Source organism: Aliiroseovarius lamellibrachiae, from assembly GCF_018599245.1.
GTDB classification, from domain to species: Bacteria; Pseudomonadota; Alphaproteobacteria; order Rhodobacterales; family Rhodobacteraceae; genus Aliiroseovarius; species Aliiroseovarius lamellibrachiae.
The window spans coordinates 56649-80052 of the sequence record NZ_JAHEVJ010000006.1; the positions used below are offsets into that span (position 1 = coordinate 56649).

The 23404-nt window shown below is 56.2% G+C and carries 26 protein-coding genes; 16 read left to right on the forward strand and 10 right to left on the reverse strand.

Annotation, left to right across the window (positions count from 1 at the left end; translation table 11 throughout):
* The first annotated feature begins 560 nt into the window (after nt 1-560).
* On the forward strand, nt 561-935 hold the full coding sequence (locus KKW20_RS11450) for a hypothetical protein (protein ID WP_214568027.1): 375 nt from the start codon (nt 561-563) through the stop codon (nt 933-935).
* Between the two features lie 7 nt (nt 936-942).
* On the opposite strand, the gene KKW20_RS11455 is transcribed toward KKW20_RS11450, so the two are convergent.
* Together KKW20_RS11455 and KKW20_RS11460 are read right to left on the reverse strand one after the other, a co-directional pair.
* Complete coding sequence (locus KKW20_RS11455) at nt 943-1647, reverse strand: winged helix-turn-helix domain-containing protein (RefSeq protein WP_214568028.1); 705 nt, start codon at nt 1645-1647, stop codon at nt 943-945.
* Nucleotides 1619-1915, reverse strand: a complete 297-nt coding sequence (locus tag KKW20_RS11460) for a hypothetical protein (RefSeq protein ID WP_214568029.1) — start codon at nt 1913-1915, stop codon at nt 1619-1621. Before KKW20_RS11460 ends, KKW20_RS11455 begins: the two co-directional genes overlap by 29 nt.
* Before the next feature lie 205 nt (nt 1916-2120).
* Here KKW20_RS11460 and KKW20_RS11465 point away from each other — a divergent pair, with 205 nt between their 5' ends.
* The 3 genes from KKW20_RS11465 to KKW20_RS11475 all read left to right on the forward strand — a co-directional run bounded on the left by KKW20_RS11465 (nt 2121) and on the right by KKW20_RS11475 (nt 4702).
* Nucleotides 2121-2690, forward strand: a complete 570-nt coding sequence (locus KKW20_RS11465) for a hypothetical protein (protein WP_214568030.1) — start codon at nt 2121-2123, stop codon at nt 2688-2690.
* A gap of 149 nt (nt 2691-2839) precedes the next feature.
* Nucleotides 2840-3490 carry a ribonuclease HII gene (locus tag KKW20_RS11470; RefSeq protein WP_214568031.1) on the forward strand — a complete coding sequence of 217 codons (651 nt, stop codon included), beginning with the start codon at nt 2840-2842 and terminating at the stop codon, nt 3488-3490.
* 111 nt (nt 3491-3601) lie between these two features.
* Entirely contained in the window at nt 3602-4702 is a 1101-nt protein-coding gene (locus KKW20_RS11475) for a site-specific DNA-methyltransferase (protein ID WP_214568032.1), read from the forward strand.
* Nucleotides 4703-4885: 183 nt separating this feature from the next.
* On the opposite strand, the gene KKW20_RS11480 is transcribed toward KKW20_RS11475, so the two are convergent.
* The 3 genes from KKW20_RS11480 to KKW20_RS11490 are packed head-to-tail and all read right to left on the reverse strand — an operon-like array spanning nt 4886 to nt 7432.
* Nucleotides 4886-5197 carry a hypothetical protein gene (locus KKW20_RS11480; protein ID WP_214568033.1) on the reverse strand — a complete coding sequence of 104 codons (312 nt, stop codon included), beginning with the start codon at nt 5195-5197 and terminating at the stop codon, nt 4886-4888.
* On the reverse strand, nt 5194-6333 hold the full coding sequence (locus KKW20_RS11485) for an alkane 1-monooxygenase (protein WP_214568034.1): 1140 nt from the start codon (nt 6331-6333) through the stop codon (nt 5194-5196). The genes KKW20_RS11480 and KKW20_RS11485 overlap by 4 nt, the downstream gene beginning before the upstream one ends.
* A gap of 40 nt (nt 6334-6373) precedes the next feature.
* The gene (locus KKW20_RS11490) at nt 6374-7432 is read right to left on the reverse strand and encodes an A/G-specific adenine glycosylase (RefSeq protein WP_214568035.1); all 1059 of its coding nucleotides are present in this window, start codon (nt 7430-7432) and stop codon (nt 6374-6376) included.
* 99 nt (nt 7433-7531) lie between these two features.
* On the opposite strand from KKW20_RS11490, the gene KKW20_RS11495 reads away from it, so the two are divergent.
* Both KKW20_RS11495 and KKW20_RS11500 read left to right on the forward strand, forming a co-directional pair.
* A complete protein-coding gene (locus KKW20_RS11495) occupies nt 7532-8059 on the forward strand; it encodes a DUF721 domain-containing protein (RefSeq protein WP_214568238.1) in 528 nt (175 codons plus the stop codon).
* Between the two features lie 6 nt (nt 8060-8065).
* Complete coding sequence (locus KKW20_RS11500; protein WP_214568036.1) at nt 8066-8719, forward strand: DsbA family protein; 654 nt, start codon at nt 8066-8068, stop codon at nt 8717-8719.
* Between the two features lie 69 nt (nt 8720-8788).
* Here the strand turns inward: KKW20_RS11500 and lpxK are convergent, their stop codons facing one another.
* The 4 genes from lpxK to KKW20_RS11520 all read right to left on the reverse strand — a co-directional run bounded on the left by lpxK (nt 8789) and on the right by KKW20_RS11520 (nt 13136).
* Nucleotides 8789-9778 (reverse strand): tetraacyldisaccharide 4'-kinase, encoded by a 990-nt coding sequence (gene lpxK / locus KKW20_RS11505; RefSeq protein WP_214568037.1) that lies wholly within the window; start codon nt 9776-9778, stop codon nt 8789-8791.
* A gap of 1 nt (nt 9779) precedes the next feature.
* On the reverse strand, nt 9780-11012 hold the full coding sequence (locus KKW20_RS11510) for a 3-deoxy-D-manno-octulosonic acid transferase (RefSeq protein WP_214568038.1): 1233 nt from the start codon (nt 11010-11012) through the stop codon (nt 9780-9782).
* Between the two features lie 80 nt (nt 11013-11092).
* On the reverse strand, nt 11093-12034 hold the full coding sequence (locus KKW20_RS11515) for an alpha/beta hydrolase (protein ID WP_214568039.1): 942 nt from the start codon (nt 12032-12034) through the stop codon (nt 11093-11095).
* Between the two features lie 49 nt (nt 12035-12083).
* Nucleotides 12084-13136 (reverse strand): NAD(P)-dependent oxidoreductase, encoded by a 1053-nt coding sequence (locus KKW20_RS11520; RefSeq protein WP_214568040.1) that lies wholly within the window; start codon nt 13134-13136, stop codon nt 12084-12086.
* Nucleotides 13137-13485: 349 nt separating this feature from the next.
* Between KKW20_RS11520 and KKW20_RS11525 the strand changes: the two genes are divergently transcribed.
* Genes KKW20_RS11525 through KKW20_RS11535 form a run of 3 tightly spaced genes read left to right on the forward strand, consistent with a single transcriptional unit; the run spans nt 13486 to nt 17914 of the window.
* Nucleotides 13486-16311 carry a molybdopterin oxidoreductase family protein gene (locus KKW20_RS11525; RefSeq protein ID WP_214568041.1) on the forward strand — a complete coding sequence of 942 codons (2826 nt, stop codon included), beginning with the start codon at nt 13486-13488 and terminating at the stop codon, nt 16309-16311.
* Nucleotides 16311-17042 (forward strand): 4Fe-4S dicluster domain-containing protein, encoded by a 732-nt coding sequence (locus KKW20_RS11530; RefSeq protein ID WP_214568042.1) that lies wholly within the window; start codon nt 16311-16313, stop codon nt 17040-17042. The genes KKW20_RS11525 and KKW20_RS11530 overlap by 1 nt, the downstream gene beginning before the upstream one ends.
* Nucleotides 17042-17914 (forward strand): dimethyl sulfoxide reductase anchor subunit family protein, encoded by an 873-nt coding sequence (locus KKW20_RS11535; protein WP_214568043.1) that lies wholly within the window; start codon nt 17042-17044, stop codon nt 17912-17914. Before KKW20_RS11530 ends, KKW20_RS11535 begins: the two co-directional genes overlap by 1 nt.
* A 62-nt stretch (nt 17915-17976) precedes the next feature.
* Here KKW20_RS11535 and KKW20_RS11540 read toward each other — a convergent pair whose 3' ends face one another.
* Nucleotides 17977-18972 carry a calcium-binding protein gene (locus tag KKW20_RS11540; protein WP_214568044.1) on the reverse strand — a complete coding sequence of 332 codons (996 nt, stop codon included), beginning with the start codon at nt 18970-18972 and terminating at the stop codon, nt 17977-17979.
* Nucleotides 18973-19202: 230 nt separating this feature from the next.
* On the opposite strand from KKW20_RS11540, the gene KKW20_RS11545 reads away from it, so the two are divergent.
* The 7 genes from KKW20_RS11545 to KKW20_RS11575 all read left to right on the forward strand — a co-directional run bounded on the left by KKW20_RS11545 (nt 19203) and on the right by KKW20_RS11575 (nt 23402).
* Entirely contained in the window at nt 19203-19814 is a 612-nt protein-coding gene (locus KKW20_RS11545) for a ribonuclease D (RefSeq protein ID WP_214568045.1), read from the forward strand.
* A 145-nt stretch (nt 19815-19959) separates the two neighbouring features.
* Nucleotides 19960-20139: a hypothetical protein gene (locus KKW20_RS11550; RefSeq protein WP_214568046.1), complete on the forward strand. Its 180-nt coding sequence runs from the start codon at nt 19960-19962 to the stop codon at nt 20137-20139.
* Between the two features lie 84 nt (nt 20140-20223).
* Nucleotides 20224-20841, forward strand: coding sequence for an LPS export ABC transporter periplasmic protein LptC (lptC, locus tag KKW20_RS11555; RefSeq protein ID WP_214568047.1), 618 nt, complete (start codon nt 20224-20226; stop codon nt 20839-20841).
* Nucleotides 20841-21338 (forward strand): LptA/OstA family protein, encoded by a 498-nt coding sequence (locus tag KKW20_RS11560; RefSeq protein ID WP_425514270.1) that lies wholly within the window; start codon nt 20841-20843, stop codon nt 21336-21338. Before lptC ends, KKW20_RS11560 begins: the two co-directional genes overlap by 1 nt.
* Nucleotides 21338-22090 carry an LPS export ABC transporter ATP-binding protein gene (gene lptB, locus KKW20_RS11565; protein WP_214568048.1) on the forward strand — a complete coding sequence of 251 codons (753 nt, stop codon included), beginning with the start codon at nt 21338-21340 and terminating at the stop codon, nt 22088-22090. The genes KKW20_RS11560 and lptB overlap by 1 nt, the downstream gene beginning before the upstream one ends.
* A gap of 235 nt (nt 22091-22325) precedes the next feature.
* Nucleotides 22326-22901, forward strand: a complete 576-nt coding sequence (hpf, locus tag KKW20_RS11570; protein ID WP_214568049.1) for a ribosome hibernation-promoting factor, HPF/YfiA family — start codon at nt 22326-22328, stop codon at nt 22899-22901.
* A 36-nt stretch (nt 22902-22937) separates the two neighbouring features.
* The gene (locus tag KKW20_RS11575; protein ID WP_214568050.1) at nt 22938-23402 is read left to right on the forward strand and encodes a PTS sugar transporter subunit IIA; all 465 of its coding nucleotides are present in this window, start codon (nt 22938-22940) and stop codon (nt 23400-23402) included.
* Nucleotides 23403-23404: the final 2 nt, after the last annotated feature.

Consider the following 23404-nt stretch of genomic DNA (forward strand, 5'->3'; position numbering starts at 1 on the left):
CGTGACGGTCGGATCTGCGCCGTCTCATGAGGACCAAGCCAAGCGCGTTGCGCTTAAACCGGGGCGGGCACTTTTTACACTTGAAACTCAAAAGACGTGGCAGACATCTTTCAACAACCTAATGAGGATTAACCTTTGGATCAATACAATCCTAGATGGTTTGTCTTTGTTTCTTTTCCATAAATTGTCGTTTGCCGAATTCCATCCCCCTGCCGGAGCAACATGACAGGGTCAACAACACCATTGCACCGCGCCAACGCGGCGCTGGCACTGGCCCGGCAGACTGCCCCGACAGACCGGCCCTTCGCGAAAAGCTGAATTCACTTCACTTTTTATAGGAAATATGGCTATTTTGGCGTGTATGGAAAGGCCGCGTCGCGGCAATGAATTATTGTTCATACCGTTGGTCAATACCCTTTGCATTGGATCAGCTTGGGTCATCGGCATTGTTCTTTGGTGGCGGTTTTCCCTGCACACCCGAACCAGCCAGACGCAGGCCCATATTTCGATGACGATGCATATTCGAGGTCAGGGGTGTGCCACGGTCAAATCCGGGTGGAGTGAGTTTTGCCGATTGTTTTGGGTATCATGTGATGTCGGTCGCCCCCATTGACCAGATGATTGAATTTGCATTGGAAGAGCTGCTGTCTGGCGACATTTCCCGATGCCGCGCCCTCGTGCGTAAACTGTGCCAAAAATGGCCGTCAGAACCCGCGCTGTGCGTTGTTTTCGCGCTGACAAGTGCCGCATCCATGGTCGAGGATAATTTCAAGATCACCGAACAATCTGACGGGCTGAGCTTGCTGGCTTATAAGCTGGTCGCCCTTTTGGCGGCGGATGTTTATGCGGTGGAAAGCATGGGTCACAAGCCCGCCAAGGCCCGTGATCTGTTGCATTTCTGGCGGCGTGTGGATGGGTATTTTCTGGATCTTTGATTGGCGCTCAGAGCATCTGAATGACGTCTTTGTCGATCGACAGCATATACCCACGACGCGCGATGGTTTTCACCAAAAGCTCGCTCATCATCTGGTTGCCCATCGCATCGCGCAGACGCTTGATCCGCGTGGCACCGGCGGCCTCTTCGCAATCGCTGGCATCCCGGCCCGAGATCAGCGCCTCAAGGCCAGACCCGGTCAGAACCTCATCATCCATGCGGGCCTCAGCCAATGCGGATAGGGTTTCAATCGCGGCCTCGGTCAGGTTCAGCTCCATGTTATTAAGGTAGACCGTGCGCTCTTCTCGGCTGATCAACAGGGAATTCACCTGAATACCGGCACGCTCGATCTCGCCCATGCGGCGGTTCAACCCGATGATGGTGATCAGAAACACCAAGGACGCCACCAACAAAGCCGTCGCAAAAATCAGCAAGACAAAAATCACCATGCGATAGCTGGTCAGCGTGTCAGCAAAGGAGGTTCCCGATTGGGCGAGGATCTCCAAAAGCTTGATTTCTGCGCCCGAGGTCAGCCCGTCATTTTCCATAAAGATCCGTTCAACCCGCGCATTAAACGCACCGGCATCCGGAAGGTTCAGGAACAGGAAAATCGCCGCCAAAAGCAGGATCACAACAATCGCAGCCATGCCAGCCACAATCACCCGCGACGCCCCTTTGCGCGCATCAGTAGCGGAGGAAGAATTGTCCAGCACTCTGTTTCCTTTTCTCAAGTCCATCCGCATCAAACAGCGACAATACATTTAACAACACCCAGCCATCAGTCGCCAATCTGGCAGACACTTGGCGGGCGGCGGCGGCTTTGTTTGCACAGGCCGTATCGGGCAATTCGATGACACCGTAATGAAGCTTAAGCGGGTCGTCACGCTTGGCTTTGTAATCGGCATAACATCCCGCTTGGGCCGGGGCGGCCACTGCGGCAACAGCGCATGCAAACGTCAGGGATAAAAGGATCTGTTTCATGGGGAAAACCATGATCGGTGTACCGCAGATATTCAATAACAAACCACGTTTTCACGAGTGATAACAGATAACCGCACCGCGATATCGCTTGTCTGGCGGGCCACCGGGCAGGGTGAGGCATCACCGCCCACTACGGGCCAACACGGTATGCGGCGCAGATCACACACACAAGCGCCGTCCTATTTGCCACCAGAAGGAGCTCACCATGACTCGCCTAACTGAAACCAACACGACAGAGACAAAGCCCAGCTTGCTGAACCGCGTATTTGCCAAGGCCTCGTTGCGGCGCCTGACCCGTGGTCTCATTGCGCCCTTGCTGGTGGGGGCCTTGACCTTGACATCCATCACCGCGCCCCCCGCCTTTGCCGGCCCGCGCAATCAAAACAACAATGACGAGATCAACGGTCTGATTGCTGCGTTGCTTGGGCTGGCTGTCGTGGGTGCCGTGATCAGCAACAAAAACAATGATCATGACAGCGGCCGCCCCACCAAACCCCGTCGTCCCAAGCGGGGCGGACAGGGCTGGGATGATCGCGGCATGCATCCGAAATTCCAATTGCCGCGCGATTGTCTGCGTCGCTTCAACACCCAGTATGGTAAAGAAAAATACTGGGGCAAACGCTGTCTGAAACGGAATTACGAGTTTTCACGTTCCCTGCCCCGTAGCTGTCGCGACACCATTGTCGCACGGAACAATCGCGGTGTTTATGTCGTACGCAAGGTTTATGAACCGCGCTGCATGAAGCAGGCAGGATACCGTAAATTGCGCCGGTAAGCACAAGAGATGTGCGGCCATCCCCTCAGGTCTTCCTGCGTCCCGCCGCACTTGTATGACCTTCCTTTCCGGTCATGCACAACTGGCGGAAGCTCCGGCTTCCGCCCTTTTTGCTTGCGATCCATTCTGCAATCGGTCACCCAATTCCCATGACAGAGAAAACCGCACCGCCCGCCCCGGACTACAGCTTTGAAACCGCCGCCCATGCCAAAGGGTTTTTGCGCATCGCGGGCGTGGACGAGGTTGGCCGTGGGCCTTTATGTGGCCCCGTGACCGCCGCCGCCGTGGTGCTGGACCCGGAAAATATTCCCGTGGGCCTGAACGATTCCAAAAAGCTTTCTGCCAAAAAACGCGAAGCGCTTTATGATCTGATCTTTGAAACCGCTGACGTCTGCATCGCCCATGCCACTGTCGAAGAGATCGACGAGCTGAACATTCTGCGCGCCAGTCATCTGGCGATGGAACGCGCGGTCGCGGGCTTGGCCACGCCCCCGGATCACCTGTTGATCGACGGAAATATGACCCCACGCGGCATCACCCTTTCAAACGAAACCATCATCAAAGGCGACGCCCGATCTGTGTCGATTTCAGCGGCCTCAATTGTGGCGAAAATATGTCGCGACCGGATCATGGTGGATTTAGCGCAACAGTTTCCCGGCTATGGATGGGAGACAAACGCCGGTTACCCGTCGAAAAGCCACAAGGAAGCCCTGGTCAAACTTGGTGTCACCCCACACCATAGACGTTCGTTCAAACCGGTACACAATATCTTGTATCAACAGAAAAATGTAACCTCCTGATTCAAAAAAGAATTTGACCGGGAATCCACAATTGCCCATCCTAGTACCCAATGAATGAGCGCAAAAATGCGCCGTCACTAGAGCGCGAATGCGCCGGTACATGAGGCAGATATGACGACGAAAACCAAAGTAAAGGTGGCTGAAAAGCTGCCGCTGAATGAGATATTGGATGGTGACTGCATCGACGTGATGAACAGTCTTCCCGCGAACTCGGTTGACCTGATTTTCGCCGATCCCCCCTATAATCTTCAGTTGAAAGGCGATCTTCATCGCCCCGACAATTCCAAAGTGGACGCCGTTGACGACCATTGGGACCAATTCGACAGTTTCAAAGCCTATGATCAATTCACCCGCGCTTGGCTGAAGGCCGCGCGCCGTATTCTGAAACCTGACGGCGCGATTTGGGTTATTGGCTCTTATCACAACGTCTTTCGCATGGGTGCTGAGCTTCAGAACCAAGGTTATTGGATCCTGAACGATGTGGTTTGGCGCAAGTCGAACCCGATGCCGAATTTCCGCGGCAAACGCTTTACCAACGCCCATGAAACCATGATCTGGGCGTCAAAATCCGAAGGTGCAAAATACACCTTTAACTACGAAGCGCTGAAGGCCCTGAACGAAGGCATTCAGATGCGCTCGGACTGGGTTTTGCCAATCTGCACCGGCCATGAGCGTCTGAAAGACGAAAACGGCGACAAGGCGCATCCGACCCAAAAACCACAAAGCTTGCTGCACCGTGTTTTGGTTGGCTCAACCAACCCCGGCGATGTGATCCTTGATCCGTTCTTTGGCACCGGCACCACCGGCGCTGTCGCCAAGATGCTGGGTCGTGATTTCATCGGGATCGAACGTGAAGAAGCGTACCGCAAAGTGGCGGAAAAGCGCATTTCGCGTGTTCGCAAGTTCGACAAAGAAGCGCTGCAAACCACAACCTCCAAGCGCGCCGAACCTCGTGTGCCTTTTGGTCAATTGGTGGAACGCGGCATGTTGAACCCGGGCGAAGTTCTGACCAGCCCGCGTGGCAAAACCGCAAAAGTACGCGCCGATGGCACGTTAATCGCGGGGGACGCGCGTGGGTCGATCCATCAGGTTGGGGCCGCTCTGGAAAGCGCGCCAAGCTGTAATGGCTGGACCTATTGGCACTTTAAGCAAGACGGGAAAAAGGTTCCCATTGATCTCTTGCGTCAACAAGTTCGGGCAGAAATGGTCTAAGACCACCCCTTTTCAATCATAACAAAGAATATCGCTGGGCGCGTCAACGCGCGCCCGGAACGGGATGTGCTGTGTTTGGGTCTGCGCCCAACGGCCCCCGTAGGATAAAGGTGTACCGCCGTGCCTGTGGCAAATTCCACGGCACAACCAACTGGCCCCGCTCTGCTCGAGCGGGGCTTTTTTTTAGATACCCGGTGGGATTGGTTTGTCGTCTTTCAGAAAAAAGGCCAGACGATAGGCAACAATGGACATGTTGCGAAATTGCTCTGCGTCATGTGGGTTTGCACCGTTTTTGGCCAGATCAACTGTGTTGATACCGCCCGTTGATCGGTGGAACCCAAAATAAAGCGCATACATCTGCTTGTCCGCCTGCCCCTCAAACGACAGGGCGTGAGTGACCATTTCGGCCCAATATTTTTCGCCATACATCTCGAGATAGGCCAGCACCCCGCGTGCGGCCTTAAGGAATGATGCCTTTGCCTGAGGGTCGCTCATCTGATCACCGGCGGGGGTAATGTGCCATTTTTATAGGACGTCCAATCGGTGACTTCTGGATAATACCGCGCACGCCATGCGCGCACACGCGGGTTCATGCGTCGCCGCCAAAGCGGAGGCACCATCGCCATCATGCCCATAATCGGATAGCCAAATGGCAATTGCGGCGCCTCACCTTCGGGATAGGTTTGCAACAACGGGAACCGCCGCGCGGGTTTATAGTGGTGATCCGAATGGCGTTGCAGATTGATCAGCAACCAGTTTGACGCGCGGTGATCCGCGTTCCACGAATGATGCGGCATGACATGTTCGTATTTGCCATGGCCCAGATGTTTGCGGGTCAGCCCGTAATGCTCCACATAATTCGTCAGTTCCAACTGCCAGACGGCAATCAGCGCTTGGAATGCAAACAGCGCAAGCCCCAGCCAACCGCCGAGGATCACGGCCAAAAGCACGGCCATCAATTGCAACACGCCATAGCGCCAAAATGGGTTTTTCCCATCAAGGGACGATAGCCCACGCCGCGCCAGCATCGCCCGCTCTGCCCGCCACGCCGAGATCGGCGCCTCGCGCAAGACGCGCGCAAAATAGCGGTGGAACCCTTCGTTATATCGGGCCGTGACCGCATCGCGCGTGGTGCCCACATGGGGGTGATGCACCAAAAGATGTTCGGTACGGAAGTGGCTGTAAAGCACTGTGGACAAAAGCAAATCTGCCAACCAACGCTCGACCCGGTTGGATTGGTGCATCAGCTCGTGGCTATAGACAATGCCCACTGTGCCGGACAAAACGCCCACGCCGAAAAAGACACCGAATTTCTCACCAACAGACAGGTGTTCTGCGCCTGTGACATAAATCAACATGCCGTAGATCATCACAAATTGGATCGGAAACCAGATCATCGTGATCAAACGGTACCAGAACAGTTGTTCCTCCGTCGTGTCCAGATCAGGATTGTCCGTGTTGCGCCCCAACCAAGCATCAAGGCCGGTGTAAAGCCACCAAGTGCCAAAGGGTGGCAAAAGCAAATACCACCCGCCTTTTGTGGCGGCGAAATAGACCAGAATGGGCAGCACGATGGAAATTCCAAACGGGGCGGCGTGGCTGAAACGGGCGACTTTTGACGCGGGAACCATAGCGAGATCCTTATCCTCCCAAAAAACAACTCGGGGAACATTATCCCACATCCACAAGCGCGACTTGCGCAAAGTCAAGCGCTTTGCGCATAACCGTGGGTAAATCCGACGGGCGGATCTGTTGAAACTCGCCTTGATTGGGCGCGGCGTCGAGCGGCAGATGCGCCACCCTTAACGCAAGCCGCAGGTGGAAATGTGTGAAGGTATGGCGCACTTCTGCGCCCGGATCCTGCCAATCCGCCACGATGGGCGGGGCTTCATGTGCGGTCTCGCCCCATTCGGCCCCCGGCCAGCCGAGCATGCCGCCAAGCAGCCCCTTATCCGGGCGACGCTCCACCAGCCACGCACCATCCGTGCGCCGCGCCAGATAGGCAATGCCATAGCGCGTCGGCTTCGGCGCTTTTTTGCGCTTACGTGGAAGCTCTGCTGCGAGGCCAGAGGCGCGCGATTTACACGGCGCACGCCACGGGCAAATTCTGCAGGCTGGTGACTTTGGTGTGCAAATTGTGGCCCCCAGATCCATCACGGCTTGGGCATAGTCGCCGGGGCGCGTCAAAGGGGTCAACGCAGAAGCCGCCTCTTTCATCATCGGTTTGGCATCGGGCATTGGGGTTTCGATCTGAAACACCCGTGCCATGACCCGCTCCACATTGCCGTCGACAACGGTTTCCGGCAGGTCGTAAGCGATGGCGGATATGGCGGCTGACGTATAGGGTCCGATGCCCGGAAGCGTCTCTAACCCAGCGCGATCTGTGGGAAATCCGCCCCTTGCCGTCACTTCGCGGGCGCATTTCAAAAGATTGCGGGCGCGGGCGTAATATCCAAGACCCGCCCATTCCCCCATCACCTGATCATCCTTGGCCGCAGCGAGATCCTCTACCCTGGGCCAAAGGGACAAAAAACGCAGGAAATAGGATTTCACGGCGGCGACGGTGGTTTGCTGAAGCATAATCTCAGACAGCCAGATGGCGTAGGGATCGGGGATCACACCGACGGCACGATCAGCGGGAGAGACCCGCCAAGGCAATGCGCGCGCGTGCGCATCATACCATGCCAGCAATTCCACAGGATCCGGGCCCTCTGCCTGTCCGTCACGCATCTGTTATCCTTCTTCATTTCTTTCCTCTGGCATTGCCGGTGGAAGCGCTTAGAATACGGGCAAATGAGGAAGTTACCAGCCGTGACAAAACCGGTCAAAATGCAGGGCGAAACGGGGGGCAAAATCCCTCGCCGCAAACGCGGGTTCGAGCGCACCTCGAGCTTGCTTATGGCGCGCATCCGCAAGGCGGGTGAAACGCGGGGGTTTGCTGTGACGCGGGTGTTGACCCATTGGGGTGACATTGTCGGGCAGGATATCGCCCAGATCGCCCGACCGGTTGATGTGTCTTATGGCCGTGGTGGCATGGGGGCCACTTTGACGGTGCTGACCACCGGCGCACAGGCCCCGATGCTTGAGATGCAAAAGGAAAAACTGCGGGATCGTGTGAACGGCGTTTACGGCTATAACGCGATCGCGCGCATTCGCATCACCCAAACCGCCCCCACCGGATTTGCCGAGGGGCAGGTACAATTCACCCCCGCCCCCAAAGTGAAAAAAGAACCCGACCCAGAAACTGTCGCCGAAGTGCGCAACACCGCAGCGAATGTGACCGACGATGGGTTGCGCGCAGCACTTGAGGCACTGGGCAACAATGTCATAACAAAACACAAGCACCAAAGAGGCTGAGACCTGATGAACCGTTTTATCCCAATGATTGCCGCCGCACTGATCGCCCTTGGTGGCGGTGCATATTTCATGAGCCAGAACAGTGGCACCGTACCCGGCGTTTCGCTGGCTATGGCGGAAGATGCCGCGGTTGAGCCCGTAAAAGACATGGTGATGGGCGATGAAAATGCGCCGGTCACAGTGATCGAATACGCGTCTTACACCTGTCCCCATTGCGCCAACTGGCACGAAAACATCTTTGATAAACTCAAGGCCGACTACATCGACACCGGAAAAGTGAAATTCATTCACCGCGAAGTGTTCTTTGATCGGTTTGGCCTGTGGGCGGGCATGATTGCGCGCTGTGGTGGCGACATGCGGTATTTTGGTCTGAACGACATGATCTATTCGACCCAAAAAGAATGGATTGGCGAAGGCGACCCAACCCTGATCCTTGAAAACCTGCGTAAAATTGGCCGCAAGGCGGGCATGTCAAACGAGGAAATGGACAGCTGTATGGGCGACGAAAAATTCGCACAAAGCTTGGTGGCCGCCTATCAAACCAACGCCGCGGCAGATGAGATCAACTCCACCCCATCTTTCATCATCGGCGGCGAGAAATTCTCGAACATGTCGTATAAAGATTTCGCAGCCGCAATTGACGCGAAGTTGGCGCAATAAGCGTTAGCTTTGTGAATGAATGCACAACGCCCGTCTGTTTTTACAGGCGGGCGTTGTTTATTTATGACCCTATAGCCCAATTTCCGCCAAGGCGGCATCCAAAGGGGCTTCATCATCCAACACCAAACGCACCGGCACCGTCAGCACCTTACACCGGAAAGATTGCGGCAAGCGCACCGCGTCTTTTTCCGTGGTGACAAGCTGTGCCCCGATGGTGGCGGCCTCAATCTCAAGCCGTTTCATCAGCGCTTCGGAGAGCGGTTGATGATCGGACAAACCTTCACCGCGCAGCACATTTGCGCCCATCATCTTCAACGTCGCAAAGAATTTCTCAGGGTGCCCGATGCCCGCAAAGGCCAACACGTCCTGCCCAGCAAAATCCATCCCCATCTGCAGGGGCTGTAAGTGGCCGGTAATATGCGGGACCGTGATTTTGCCAAACCAATCCTTGGCGAATTTGACTTGTGCATTCTGCGCGCCGATCGACAACAGCAAATCCGCGCGTTTTAGTCCCTGTTCCACAGGTTCACGCAGTGGGCCCGCCGGAATGCAGCGCGCATTGCCAAAGCCTTTGACCGCGTCCACAACGACAATCGACAGCGTTTTATTCACGGAAGGGTTCTGAAACCCATCATCCATCAAAATCACATCCGCCCCCGCCGCTTCGGCCGCACGCACACCCGCGGCACGGTCTTTGGCGATCCAGGTTTTGGTGAATGCCGCCATCAACAGGGGTTCATCCCCCACGTCATCAGCAGAATGGGTCCGGGTATCGACCAAAACAGGCCCCGCCAACGTGCCCTTGTGGCCCCGCGACACCACTTGCACATCTTTGCCACGCGCAAGCAACCTCTGCGCCAAGGCGATGGTTGTAGGGGTTTTCCCCGTGCCACCGGCATTGATATTGCCGATGCAAATCACCGGCACCTGCGCGCCGTATCCCACCCCGCGCAAACGCCGCGCCGTGGCCGCCCCGTAAAGCCACCCAAAGGGCGCCAGCACGCGGGCGCGCCACTCTGGGTGTCGGGGTGAGGTGAACCAAAAACTTGGCGTTTTCATCTTACACTCTCCGCTTGTCGAGCATTTTCACCACAAGCTCTTCGACCAATGTCGACACCTCGGCGCCGCTTGTCGTGATGTCCCAGGCGGCCATGGCCATTTCAGCGGCGCGCTCTGGCTGCAAAAGATATTCAACCTCATCCGCAAGCTTACTTACATCGCGAACGTGACACGCCGCCCCCGCGGCCTGAAGGCGTGCAAAGGCACCAGCGTGTTGGTCGAGATGAGATCCAAACATGACCACCGACCCCAAGGATGCAGGCTCATTCGGGCTGGTACATGGCCCACCCGTTAGGGTTTGACCGATCAAAGTCGTGGGTGACAGATGCATCCACAGCCCCTCTTCACCGGGTTGGTCCGCGATATACACCTGCACCTCTGGCGTTGGATCCTCATCCTGAGATCGCAGCGCCACCACCCAGCCGTCCTCATCGAGCTTTTGCGCCAAAGCCGGGGCGCGGCTGGGATCATCCGGGATCAAAACCAACAACAACCGATGCGATTTGCGCATGACCTGACGATGCGCCGCCAGGATCATCGCGTCTTCGTCCGCATTGCAATTCAACGCCAGCCAGATCGGCCGCGCGCCCAGCGCGTTCGCCATATCGTCGCGTTCCGCCTGATTACAGCTGGGCGGTTGGGTTTGCTCCTGCAAGGCACCCACCACTTGCAGCTTGCTCATCGGCAGGCCAATACGCGACAATTTCGAAGCCGAAATATCATTTTCCGCTAGAATAGTCTCAAATCCCAATGCAATTTTGCGAAGGGATCCCCGGGCCCAACGCAAGCCCGGCTGGTCCGTCAAAGGAGATCTGGCATTGATCCAAAGGGCGGGAATGCCGCGGGCATGGCTTTCTGACAACAAGGAAATCTCCAGCCGCTGACCCATCCACATCACCATATCCGGCGCCCAATGATCCAGAAACCTGCGCACCGATTTCGCGGCCTCATCCGGCAACGGCTGCAGCAATATCAACTCCGCAAGGTCTTGGGGAAGCTCAAACGCGCCATTGCCCCCACGACAAGTAATTAGAAAGCACAAATCATCCCGAGATTGGGTCAACTGACGAACGAATCCCAGCAATGCCTGAAGCTCGCCGATGCCCCCAACATGACACCAAACCAGCGGACCACCCGTTGGACGTGGCGGGTAGTTTTCTGGATCACCATTGACCTCGTCACCCCGTCTCAGGCGGTGAACCAAGCGATGGAAATAGACGCCCGTTGGCAACATGGCCTGCCTCTCTGACCGGAATGCCCCGCATGTGTCGCGGGTTTGTCCCAATCTAGGCGAGGCGCGCGCGCGGGGAAAGGTCAGAACGGCCAGTTTTCCTGCGACAATGCGCTGATTGCCACCAGGATGCGATCAAAGCTCGCTTTTGCGCGGGGCACGGTGCTGCGCGCGCGTAGATAGCCATGCACCAGACCCGGCTCCTCAACCCAGTGCGCACGGCCGCCTGCGGCCCGAATGCGATCGCGATACATGCGCCCATCGTCCGCAAGAGGGTCACATTGAGCGGTGAAAATGACGCTTCGCGGAAGTCCGGCGAAATTGCTATCCGTCAGCGGGGCGGCTGTCGGGTCTTCGTGTATTTCTGACGTGCCGTGGCGCACAGAATGGTAAAATCGCACCTCCTCGGTGCTAAGCATCGGGGCCTTGGCATGGGTCATATAGGACCCTTGCGTCATATCCCCGCCAAGCCCCGGATAGATCAGCACTTGGCCTGCAACCGGCACTTTGCCGCGCGCGTGATGTGATACGGCGGCGGCCAGATTTCCACCGGCACTGTCACCCACCAAAACAGTCACTCCTGGCCAGGTTAGTGACACATAATTCAGCGTCGTCCACGCATCTTCAAAGGCTGCTGGGTGGGGGTTTTCCGGGCATAGCCGGTAATCAGCCGAAACCACACGCAGACCTGTGCGATCACAGATTTCAGCACAAACATCATCGTGACTGTCCAACCCGCCGACCACAAAACCACCACCGTGATAATAGATCACCGTGGCGTCACTGCCCGGTGCGTCGATCTCATTCTTTGCGGTTGCCTCATAGATCCGGATCGGCACCCCTTGGGCGTCGCCATCTCGTACACTCACACCATTTGGATAGCCTTGAAAAAAGGCGCGGCACATCGTGTCATAGGTCTTTCGTTGCTCGGCGATGCTCATCACCGTTGCGTCGGGGGGATAATAGTCTTCGGTCTTGCGAATGAAGGCCCAAGTCTCTTTGTCGATTAGCTTTTCATAGTCCATAGATAGGACGCTATCACAGCAATCAGCCTTGGCAAGTCACCTTGATCCGTTAAGGCGCGTGGCGTGGGGTCAGGCTTAGCGCGTGTTCGCGCGCGGCCCCCCCAAGCGGCAAGGGCACGACATTCCCGCCTTGGCGCGGGGCAACACCGGGGATGATTTGCGTGGCAATGCCCGCCTGACGCAGGGTATCATGGGCGGCATCAACATCGGGAGAGTTTTGCGCTGTTCCCGCGACAAGCCAGACCACGCGCTGCCCCGCGCGTGCGCCATTCAATGCGATTTGGATGATTTGGGCTGGATTAGAGACTATACGTTCCGCATCGCGCCGGGTTAGTGCCAGAAACTCGGGCGTGGTATTCGCCCCATGCAAGACCAGATCGGCACGTTGCATGGCGCCCAGCGCGCGGAATGTAACCAGATCGGTCTCACCGGGGCCGACACCAATGATGGCGACGCTTCCGGGCTCCACCCCATTTTGTGCCAACGCATCTGCGATCAAGTCTTCCGCTCCGGCCGTGTCACCCGCAAGATAGCGGTCTGCAATCGGTCCGTCGATCATCGCTTCCCAAAAGCGTCGGCGGGTGCGGGAGTTGGTGATTTTCGTTTCGATTGTCGCCCGAAACCCAGACAAGAAGCGCGCCAGTTGACCATAGCCGGTGGGCAGCATCGCCTCGATCCGGGCGCGCAGCACACGGCCAATCACGGGTGCGGTGCCGCCGGTGGAAATGGCCACCGTAACCGCATCACGCTCCACCACTGAAGGCGTAATGAAATCGCACAATGGTTTCACGTCAGCCACATTGACCAGCGCCCCGGCCGCTTTGCCGTGTCTGTGCAAAAACGCATCTCGGCTTGGATCGTCCGATGCCCCATAGGCGATCATCACGCCGGCAAAATCCTTGGCACGAGGCAGGCGCGCAACATGGGTAAAGCCATCGCGCCCAATCAGCGACAGCACCTCGCCACCGGGCGCCGGATCAAACAAGCGCACCTTTGCCCCCGCCGACAACGCACGCTCTGCACGACGTGCGGCCCCGGTGCCGCCGCCATCCACAAGGATGCTGCGATCGTTCACATCAAGGAAAACAGGGAGGTGTTTCATCTGAGGGGCTCCGGGGTTAATGACTGACTTGCCCTATTATGTGGAACAATTTCCAGACGAGAGTAGGTTATCACCCCTTGAAAAGATGATCGTTCCACGCGTATCGTTTACAAATGGAATATTATTCCATGTAATTTGATGGGCACAGCACGGGTGGTTTCAAACAGATCAAACGGGGATTCGGTGGAAACGGGGAAAACGGTCCAGTCTGGACCTAACGCCCCTGCAAACTGGCCCTACCCGGCTCGGGTCCTGCCTGATTGGTTTCAGGTCCGAATGGGTGGGGCAATTCGGTATTTTGACCCGCCCCCCCTACATGCTCGACCATGCCAGCAAGTGACAGGACGAAATGCGCCAAACGAACGAGACACAGATCGACACCTCGCCAGCCATTTCTGACGAGATCCGTAAAACCACCTGTTATATGTGCGCGTGCCGATGCGGCATCAACGTGCATATGAAAGGTGGTGAAGTTGCCTATATCGAGGGCAATCGCGACCACCCCGTGAACAAGGGCGTGCTGTGCGGCAAAGGTTCCTCCGGTATTATGCAGCATTACGCGCCGTCGCGGTTGCGTGCGCCCTTAAAGCGGGTCGGTCCGCGCGGGTCGGGTGAATTTGAAGAGATTTCGTGGGAAGAAGCGCTGGACACGGCCGCCGGTTGGCTTGGCCCCTTGCGCAAAGAAGACCCCTCAAAGCTCGCGTTTTTCACCGGTCGCGATCAGTCGCAAAGTTTCACGTCTTGGTTTGCGCAAGCTTACGGCACACCAAACTACGCGGCGCATGGTGGGTTTTGTTCCGTGAACATGGCCGCCGCTGGCATCTATACCATGGGCGGGGCGTTTTGGGAGTTTGGACAGCCCGATTGGGATCGCACCAAGCTGTTCATGCTGTTTGGGGTTGCTGAAGACCACGACAGCAACCCGATCAAAATGGGTCTCGGCAAGTTGAAAGAGCGCGGCGCCAAGGTGATTGGCGTGAACCCGATCCGTTCTGGCTATAACGCCATCGCGGACGAATGGGTTGGCATCACGCCGGGCACCGACGGGCTGTTTATCATGGCGCTGATCCATGAGCTGATGCGCGCGGGCAAGGTCGATCTGTCCTATTTGGCACGCTACACCAACGCAGGATTTTTGGTCGATGACGACCCTAACTCGCCTGAAAAGGGCCTGTTTATCCGTGGTGAAAGCGGCAAACCTCAGGTCGTGTGCCGCGACAGCAAGGGGTTGGCGGATTACGACACCCCCGGTGTGATCCCGAACCTTGCGGCCCAAATGTTCGAAGGGGATGTGACCCACCGCACCGTGTTCCAACTGATGGCTGAACGCTATTTGGGTGACGAATACGCGCCCGAAGCGGTGGCTGAACGCACCGGAATTGAAGCTGCCAAGATCAAATCCATCGCCGCCGAGCTGGCGCGTGTGGCGTTTGAAGAAGAGATTGTAATCGATCAGCCCTGGACCGATTGGAAGGGGCAAAAGCACGACAAGATGATTGGCCGCCCTGTGTCGTTCCACGCGATGCGCGGGATTTCGGCGCATTCCAACGGGTTTCAAACCTGCCGGGCGCTGCACATGCTGCAAATCCTTTTGGGATCGGTTGAGGTGCCAGGCGGGTTCCGGTTCAAACCACCTTACCCCAAACCACCAGAAGCCCACCCAAAGCCCCACGCAGGCGTGACCCCGGGCCAGCCGCTCGACGGCCCGCATTTGGGGTACCCGCTGGGGCCAGAGCATTTGCTCTTGGATGAGGACGGCAATGCCAAGCGCATCGACAAAGCGTTCACATGGGAAAATCCGCTCTCTGCCCACGGGTTGATGCATATGGTGATTTCAAACGCGCATGCGGGTGATCCCTATAAAATCGACACGCTGTTTATGTATATGGCGAATATGGCGTGGAACTCGTCGATGAATTCCTCCGAGGTGATGCAGATGCTCACCGACAAAGACGACAGCGGTGAATATGTCATTCCGCACATTATTTATTCCGATGCCTATAGCTCGGAAATGGTGGCCTATGCGGATCTGATCCTGCCCGACACGACGTATCTTGAGCGTCACGATTGCATCTCGCTTTTGGATCGCCCGATTTGCGAGGCGGATGGTGCGGCGGATGCAATTCGTTGGCCTGTGGTGGAACCTGACCGTGATGTGCGCGGCTTTCAAACCGCGCTGATCCAACTGGGTGTGAAACTTGGCCTGCCGGGTTTTGTGACCGAAGACGGATCCGCAAAATTCGAAGACTACGCCGATTACATCGTGAACCACGAACGCCGTCCGGGCGTTGGCCCACTGGCCGGTTGGCGTGGCGAAGATGGTGAAGGCAAAGGGCGCGGTGCGCCAAACCCGAAACAGATCGACAAATACATTGAGAACGGCGGGTTTTGGGTCGATCACATCCCCACCGAGGCGAGCTTTTATAAACCGTGGAACAAAGCCTATCAGGAATGGGCCGTGAAGCGCGGGATCTTTGATGCCGAAGCACCCTATGTGTTTAACCTTTACGTCGAACCCATGCGGAAATTCCAGCGCGCCGCCGAGGGGCACGGCGACATCCAACCGCCAGAGCATCTGCGCGAGCGTGTCCAGCAAACGATGGACCCGCTTCCGATGTGGTACGAACCGTTTGAAGACAGCAATGTGGATGTGGAGGAATATCCCATTCATGCGCTCACCCAACGACCCATGCATATGTATCACTCTTGGGGGTCGCAAAACGCGTGGCTGCGTCAGATCACCGGCAAAAATTACCTTTATCTGCCAACCAAGATTTGGGAGGCCAACGGGTTTGAAGATGGCGATTACGCCGAGGTCAGTTCCGTGCATGGAACCATCACAGTGCCGGTCGCCCATCACGCAGCATTAAATGACAGCACGGTCTGGACATGGAACGCCATTGGCAAACGCAAGGGCGCATGGGCATTGGATGAAGACGCACCAGAGGCGACCGAAGGCTTCCTGCTCAATCACCTGATCCATGAACTTCAGCCCCCCAAAGGCGACGGTATGAGATGGGCCAATTCAGACCCTATTACGGGCCAAGCCGCGTGGTTTGACCTTCGGGTGAAGCTGAAAAAAGCAGTGCCTAAACCAGCGGAAAGCCAACCGGTACATCCACCGATCAAATCCCCCGTGGGCAAAGGCCCCGCCAAAGTCGCGAGGAAGATCTGATGACCTGTTTGCCCAGCACAACACAAAAGAAACTCGGTCTGGTGATCGACCTTGATACCTGTGTCGGTTGTCATGGTTGCGTGACCGCCTGCAAGGGGTGGAACACGCAAAACTATGGCGCACCGCTGTCGGATATGGACCCATATGGCGCCGACCCGTCAGGCACGTTTTTAAACCGTGTGTTCAGCTATGAGGTCACACCAGAAGACGGCGCGGCGCAAACCGTGCATTTTCCGAAATCCTGCCTGCACTGCGAAGACGCGCCGTGCGTAACCGTCTGCCCAACAGGGGCGAGTTACAAGCGCGAAGAAGATGGGATTGTCTTGGTGGACGAGGACAAATGCATCGGCTGTGGCCTGTGTGCATGGTCCTGTGCCTACGGCGCGCGCGAATTGGATCAAGACGCGGGTGTGATGAAGAAATGCACGCTGTGTGTGGACCGGATTTACAACGAAAACCTGCCCGAAGAGGACCGCGTGCCTGCTTGCGTGCGCACCTGCCCGTCTGGCGCGCGGCATTTTGGTGATCTGGGTGATCCGAACTCTGACGTGTCCAAGCTGGTTGAGGAACGCGGCGGGTTTGATCTGATGCCAGAGCAAGGCACCAAACCTGTGAACAAATACCTGCCACCGCGTCTGAAAGACCGGTTGGATACGGCCCCGATGATCCCTGTGGCTGAGGAGCCGAAAGGCTTTCTTGGTTGGCTCGATAAAGCGCTGGAGAAACTTTAATGCATCCCGCACCAAGTGTTATTATTTTCACCACGCTGTCTGGTCTTGGCTTCGGGCTTTTGGCCTTTTTGGGGCTGGATATCCCCCATGTTCGGGGCGGGTCGGCGTTTGCATTTTTTGTGATTGCTTATGGGCTGGCGGTTGGTGGGCTTTTGGCCTCGACCTTTCACCTCGGCAATAAAAAGAACGCGATTTATGCGTTTAGTCAGTGGCGCAGCAGCTGGTTGTCGCGCGAAGGCATCGCGGCGGTGTTTACGTTGTTGGTGTTTGCTCCGGTTGCACTGGGCAAAATCTTTCTGGGCGCGCAAATGCCCGTGCTTGGGTTAATCGGCAGCCTGGGGGCCGTGGCCACGGTGTTCACCACCTCGATGATCTACGCACAAATGCGCACGATCCCCCGTTGGCGCCAACCGATTGTGCCCGCGATGTTCCTGTTTCACATGCTGGCAGGCGGTGCGCTTTTGTCAGGCGAAAGTCGCTTGGCGGGTGTGCTGATTTTGGTGCTGACCGCGATCATGTTCTGGATGTGGCGCGACGGTGATGCGCGTGAGGCCGCAAGTGCCGACACAATGGAAAGCGCCACCGGGCTTGGGGCGATCGGCAAAGTCCGCATGTATGAAAGCGCGCACACCGCGCGTAATTATGTGATGGATGAGATGATCCACCGGGTTGGGCGAAAACACGCAGAGAAACTGCGCAAAATCACGCTTTTGCTGATCGGTGTTCTGCCTGCCGCGATCCTGCTGATCCTGCCACCCATGCATGTCACCGCGCTGATTGCGCTGGTGTTGCATCTGGTCGGGGCCGCGATCGGACGTTGGTTGTTTTTCGCAGAAGCGCGCCATGTGGTCGGGCTTTACTACGGCAAGTGATCACCGAGCCAGGGGTATGAAACTGCGCGGCGGCCATCAGCTCCGCGCAGTTCTTATGGAAGTTATGAATAGCTAACGGAAACCCACTCGAAATCATCAATGGTAAGCTGGCCCGCAGCACCACGCACAATCGCCAAAGTGGTCCCATCAATTTTGATCAGCGCATCATCGCCGTCATATTCAACATTCGCCGTTAGAACCGGACCATCGGCGTCATATTCCAAGTCAATGTAGTCATGTGCGGCTTCCCAGTCCTGTATCATCACAGGGTCGCCCAAATTACTCGCGTTGAGGACAAATGTATCTGATGAGGTATCGTTTTCGTCCAATGCGCCACCCCAACCGGTGTCCCCTTGGTTCAAAACCAGTACATCCCTGCCCTCACCACCGATCAATGTATCAGCACCATCGGAGCCGGCTGGTTTCTCCAACGCATCCAGATCAATGTCTGAGAAGAATTTGGACGTCTTGATCTCTTCACTGGTTCCGTTTTCAAATAAATCTGGATCCTCCGACTCGAGTTTACTCATGGCTTCTCTGACCGCAACATTGGGATCAAACCCTGATCCGTCAGCATGTTGGTAGTTATACCCGCCAACAAGAATGTCGTTACCTGCCCCGCCCTCTAATAGGTCTTCCCCCGCACCCCCGTATAGTGTGTCATGCCAATTCCCGCCGCCAAGCGTGTCATTGCCATCACCACCCAAAAGCGTGTCTTCGTCACGACCACCGCGCAGCAGGTCATCACCATCCTCACCCGCGATCAGATCTTGGCGAAGCCCACCTTCGATCTCATCATCACCGGCACCGCCAACCAAAGTGTCGCTGCCGCCACCGCCATCAATCGTTTCGCCCTCATCGCCCGCCTCATAGCGGTCAGCTGTATCGGTACCAAGATATTCCGTACCAGCATCGGGGGTAGGCTCAGGCTCAGGCTCAGGAACGATTTCTGGGTCGGACTCAGATGTCTCATCCGTGTCCAGATCATCATCAGCCCCATCAAACAGGCCGCTCAGTCCCCAACCAACAAACCCCAGCGACATTAGAACCGCAAACATCATAATTTTTGTCCTCAAATTGGCGCATCGCACCGACTTTCAAAATTCAACTCGTGTTAACATCAATACCCGAATAAATTGAACCAAATTATGGGAAACTCTGTTTCCGGGTTTGAATGAATCACCACGTCAGCAAGAATTGCCGTGGTTTGAGCGGGCGAAAACAGCATTCCCCCTTTCGGCACAGGTCAAAAACCCGGTAAAGAGGGTGCAGAAATCGTGAGGGCATTATGACCAATCATCTATACAAACGCGATCTGCCGGATGGGCTGGATCTGGGGCCTGTCGTGGCCATTGACTGTGAAACCATGGGCTTGAACCCGCACCGGGATCGTCTGTGTGTGGTGCAAATGTCCGGCGGTGACGGCAATGCGCATTTGGTTCAGGTTGAAAAGGGTCAAACCTCGGCCCCTAATCTGGAACGTATGTTGACCGACCCGAATGTGTTGAAGATCTTTCATTTTGGCCGCTTTGACATTGCCGCGATGCTGAACGCGTTTGGCGTGGTAACTGCACCGGTTTACTGCACCAAAATCGCCTCGAAACTGATCCGCACCTATACCGATCGGCATGGGTTGAAAAACCTGTTGGATCAGCTGTTGAAGGTTGATGTCTCCAAGCAACAACAGATGAGCGATTGGGGCGCGGAAGAATTGACCGATGCGCAGCTGGCGTATGCAGCGTCCGATGTCTTGTATCTGCACCGCTTGAAAGAGGAATTGGACGCGCGTTTGATCCGCGAAGGTCGCATGGAAATGGCGCAGGCCTGCTATGATTTCCTGCCCATGCGCGCGCAATTGGATCTGGCGGGATGGCCCGAACAGGATATTTTCTCGCACTGACGGGTGCGTCTTTAAGCAACGGATCAGGCGTCCTTTTGGGGCGCCTTTTTGGTCGACGGGCGCCCTCCCCCAAATTGACGAGTTGTTAACGCTGCGCCGGTTAAGATTATATCAGGCAGTTAACTAAGAAAGTGGACCAGCAAAAATGACCCACGCACCGTCAACAGATTTCGCACCTGCAACGCAAAAATACGCCGAACCCGGGGGGCGTGACGCCCGATTTCATCCCGGTTGGTGGATCCTTCCCGGTGTGCTGTTGGTGATCCCATTTTGGGTTGCATTCTTTCGCGGTTTCTCTGCGTTGGTGTCGCCCTTTTTGCACTGATCCAACAGCAAAGCCTCGCCGATCCTCCGCTATGTTCTTGGCAAGCCGCGCCAAGGTGCTAGATAGAGGGGGAAAGGACGGTTGATGGCCAGCTATAACAATAGATATTCGCGCATGGTTGCGTGGCTGAAGGTTCTTCTGCCACTGATCGCGCTTGGCCTGTTGTCCACCATGTTCCTGATCTCGAAATCCATCGACCCGACCAAATCGCTGACCTATGCACGGGTCAATTTGGACGAGGTGATGCGCGAGCAAAAAATCTCCGGGCCCAGCTTTTCATCGGTCACAAAAGATGGGGCAGCGATCACATTTTCCGCCGACAGCGCACGACCCGAAGAAGGCAAGAACCGTTATTCTGCCAAAGAAATGGTGGCGCGGATCGAGACACCAGATGGTGCAACCGTAGATATCAACGCCAAGGATGCGATGATTGATGGGGGCACAAATAGAATTGATCTGGCGGGTGGCGTCACTTTGGTCACATCAACAGATTACACCATTAAAACCGAGGGATTACAGGCCGCGATGGACGCCACAACGGTCACATCCAACGGCGCTGTGACCGCCACCGGCCCCTTGGGCGAGATCACCGCCGGCCATGCCAGCATCGCGGAGCAAGGTGACAAAGCAGGCACTTATCTTCTGGTGTTCAAAGATGGGGTAAAGCTGGTATACACTCCCTCAGGTATAGGAGGGGAATAGTGTTGAAATTATTCAAACTGGCCGCTGTCATCGTGGCACTGGGGGTCCCATCTGGGGCGTTTGCCCAAGCGCAGGTGGCTTTTGGCGGTCTGAAACACGACAGCTCGCTCCCAATTGAAATCGCGGCGGACCAGTTGTCGGTTGATCAGGCGGATGGCTCTGCGGTCTTTAACGGCAACGTAAAGATCGGTCAGGGCGACATGCGGTTGTCGGCAGGCAAAGTGCGTGTGGAATACACCACGGGCGCAGGCACCACCGGCGAGATTTCCAAGCTCTTTGCCTCGGGCGGTGTGACGCTGGTCAATGGCGCAGAAGCGGCCGAAGCGCGCGACGCGACCTATACGATTTCCAGTGGGACGGTGGTGATGACCGGCAGCGTGATCCTGACCCAAGGCCAAAACGCCCTGTCATCGGATAAATTGATCGTCAACCTGACCTCTGGCACCGGCACGATGGAAGGTCGCGTGAAGTCAATTATTCAGACCGGGGGCAACTGATGCCGGAACTTGCGGTGGAAAATGGCAGCGCGGGCCTGCATATCAAAGGCTTGCGCAAAAGCTATCGCAAGAAGACCGTGATCCGCGACGTCACACTTGATCTGAACCGCGGCGAAGTTGTTGCCCTTTTGGGGCCAAACGGCTGCGGCAAAACCACCACGTTTTACGCGATTGCCGGACTGGTCACACCCGAGGCAGGTCAGGTGCTGATTGATGGCCGCGATGTAACCCTGCTGCCGATGTATCGCCGCGCCAAATATGGCATTGGTTATCTGCCACAGGAAATGTCGATCTTTCGTGGCATGAATGTCGAAGACAACATTATGTCGATCCTTGAAATTTCCACACCCGAACGCCACAAGCGCCGGGAAAGGCTGGAGGAATTGCTGAACGAGTTTTCGATCAGCCATCTGCGCCAAGCCCCCGCTTTGGCCCTGTCGGGCGGTGAACGTCGCCGGGTTGAGATCGCCAGATTGCTGGCCGCCGACCCCAAATATTTGCTTTTGGACGAACCGTTTGCAGGCGTTGATCCAATTGCCGTCGGGGAAATTCGGACCCTAGTTCATGACCTCAAAGATCGCGGCATAGGTGTTCTGATCACCGATCATAATGTGCGCGAAACGCTGGAGATTGTGGACCGCGCCTACATCCTTCACGATGGGCATGTTTTAATGAGCGGCACCACCGAAGAAGTGGTCCAAGACGAAAACGTGAAACGGGTCTATCTGGGTCAAAATTTCTCGATCAATTGAGCGGATTTCCCCAGAAATTCCCGGCGATCTGCTTGACTCCTTTCCAGATGTGTCGCCAAATGTAAGCAATGCACATACTCGCAAACCTTCGTTTGTGCCGCATCCAACCGGATGCATGCACCAAGGATGGCACCGACAAATCGGCGCCCAAATTCCTGCAAAATAACAGTTTTTTCGCACTCGCCCCCGCCATGGGACGGGTGTTTTGTGACCTGCAAATACCATAGGAGGTAGGATGCAATATCAAATCAGTGGTAAACAAATCGACATTGGTGAGGCCCTTCAAGTTCATGTGAAAGGTGAGCTTGATGGAGTGGTTCAAAAATACGCTGAACGTCCCACCGATGCCCAAGTGATTTTCTCGAAATCCGCCCATGAGTATATCTGTGAAACCATCGTCCACCTGTCGACGGGTCTGACCGCGCAAGCCAAGGCAAGTGCCACCGAAATCTACGCGGCTTTTGACCAATGTGCCGAGAAGATGGAGAAGCAACTGCGTCGCTACAAGCGTCGGTTGAAAGACCACCATCGTGACCGTGCGGACCCGGTTGAAGTATTCGGCGGTTCCTCTTATATCCTTGCATCAGAGGAAGGCCCGGAGGAAAGCGTAGACGCGCAGCTGGAGCCCATGATTATCGCCGAGATGGAGACACGTATCCAGTCGCTCTCGGTTGGCGAGGCAGTCATGCAGATGGAACTAGCGCACGCGCCGGTCCTGGTTTTCCGCAATGAGAAAACCGATGGGGTGAATGTGGTCTATCGTCGTGACGACGGAAATATAGGCTGGGTTGACCCGACAAACGACGCTTAAACCGCCCGCAAACTTGACGGGCGGGGAGTATTATTGATGGAGCTTTCGAGCATTCTTCAGCCCTCGGCCGTCAAGGTCCTTGCAAGCCTGACGTCCAAGAAACGCCTGTTTCAGGAACTTGGCGAAATTGCGGCCGCGACCTATGGTCTGGATGGTAGCGCCGCCTTTGCGGCCCTTCAGGAACGTGAGATCCTCGGGCCAACCGGCGTGGGCCATGGTGTGGCCCTTCCTCATGCCCGAATGCATGGCCTTGATCAGGTGGTCGGCTGCTTTATTCGCGTGGAAAAACCCTTTGATTTCGATGCGGTGGACAAACAACCGGTGGATTTGTTTTTCGCCTTGTTCGCGCCTGAGGATTCGGGGGTTGAGCATCTAAAAGCGCTGGCGCTGGTGTCGCGCACCCTACGCGATCAAACGATATGCACCAAGTTGCGCTCTAACGGGGATGCCGTCACATTACACGCTTTGCTCACCGACAGCCTGTCAAACAAAGCGGCCTGACG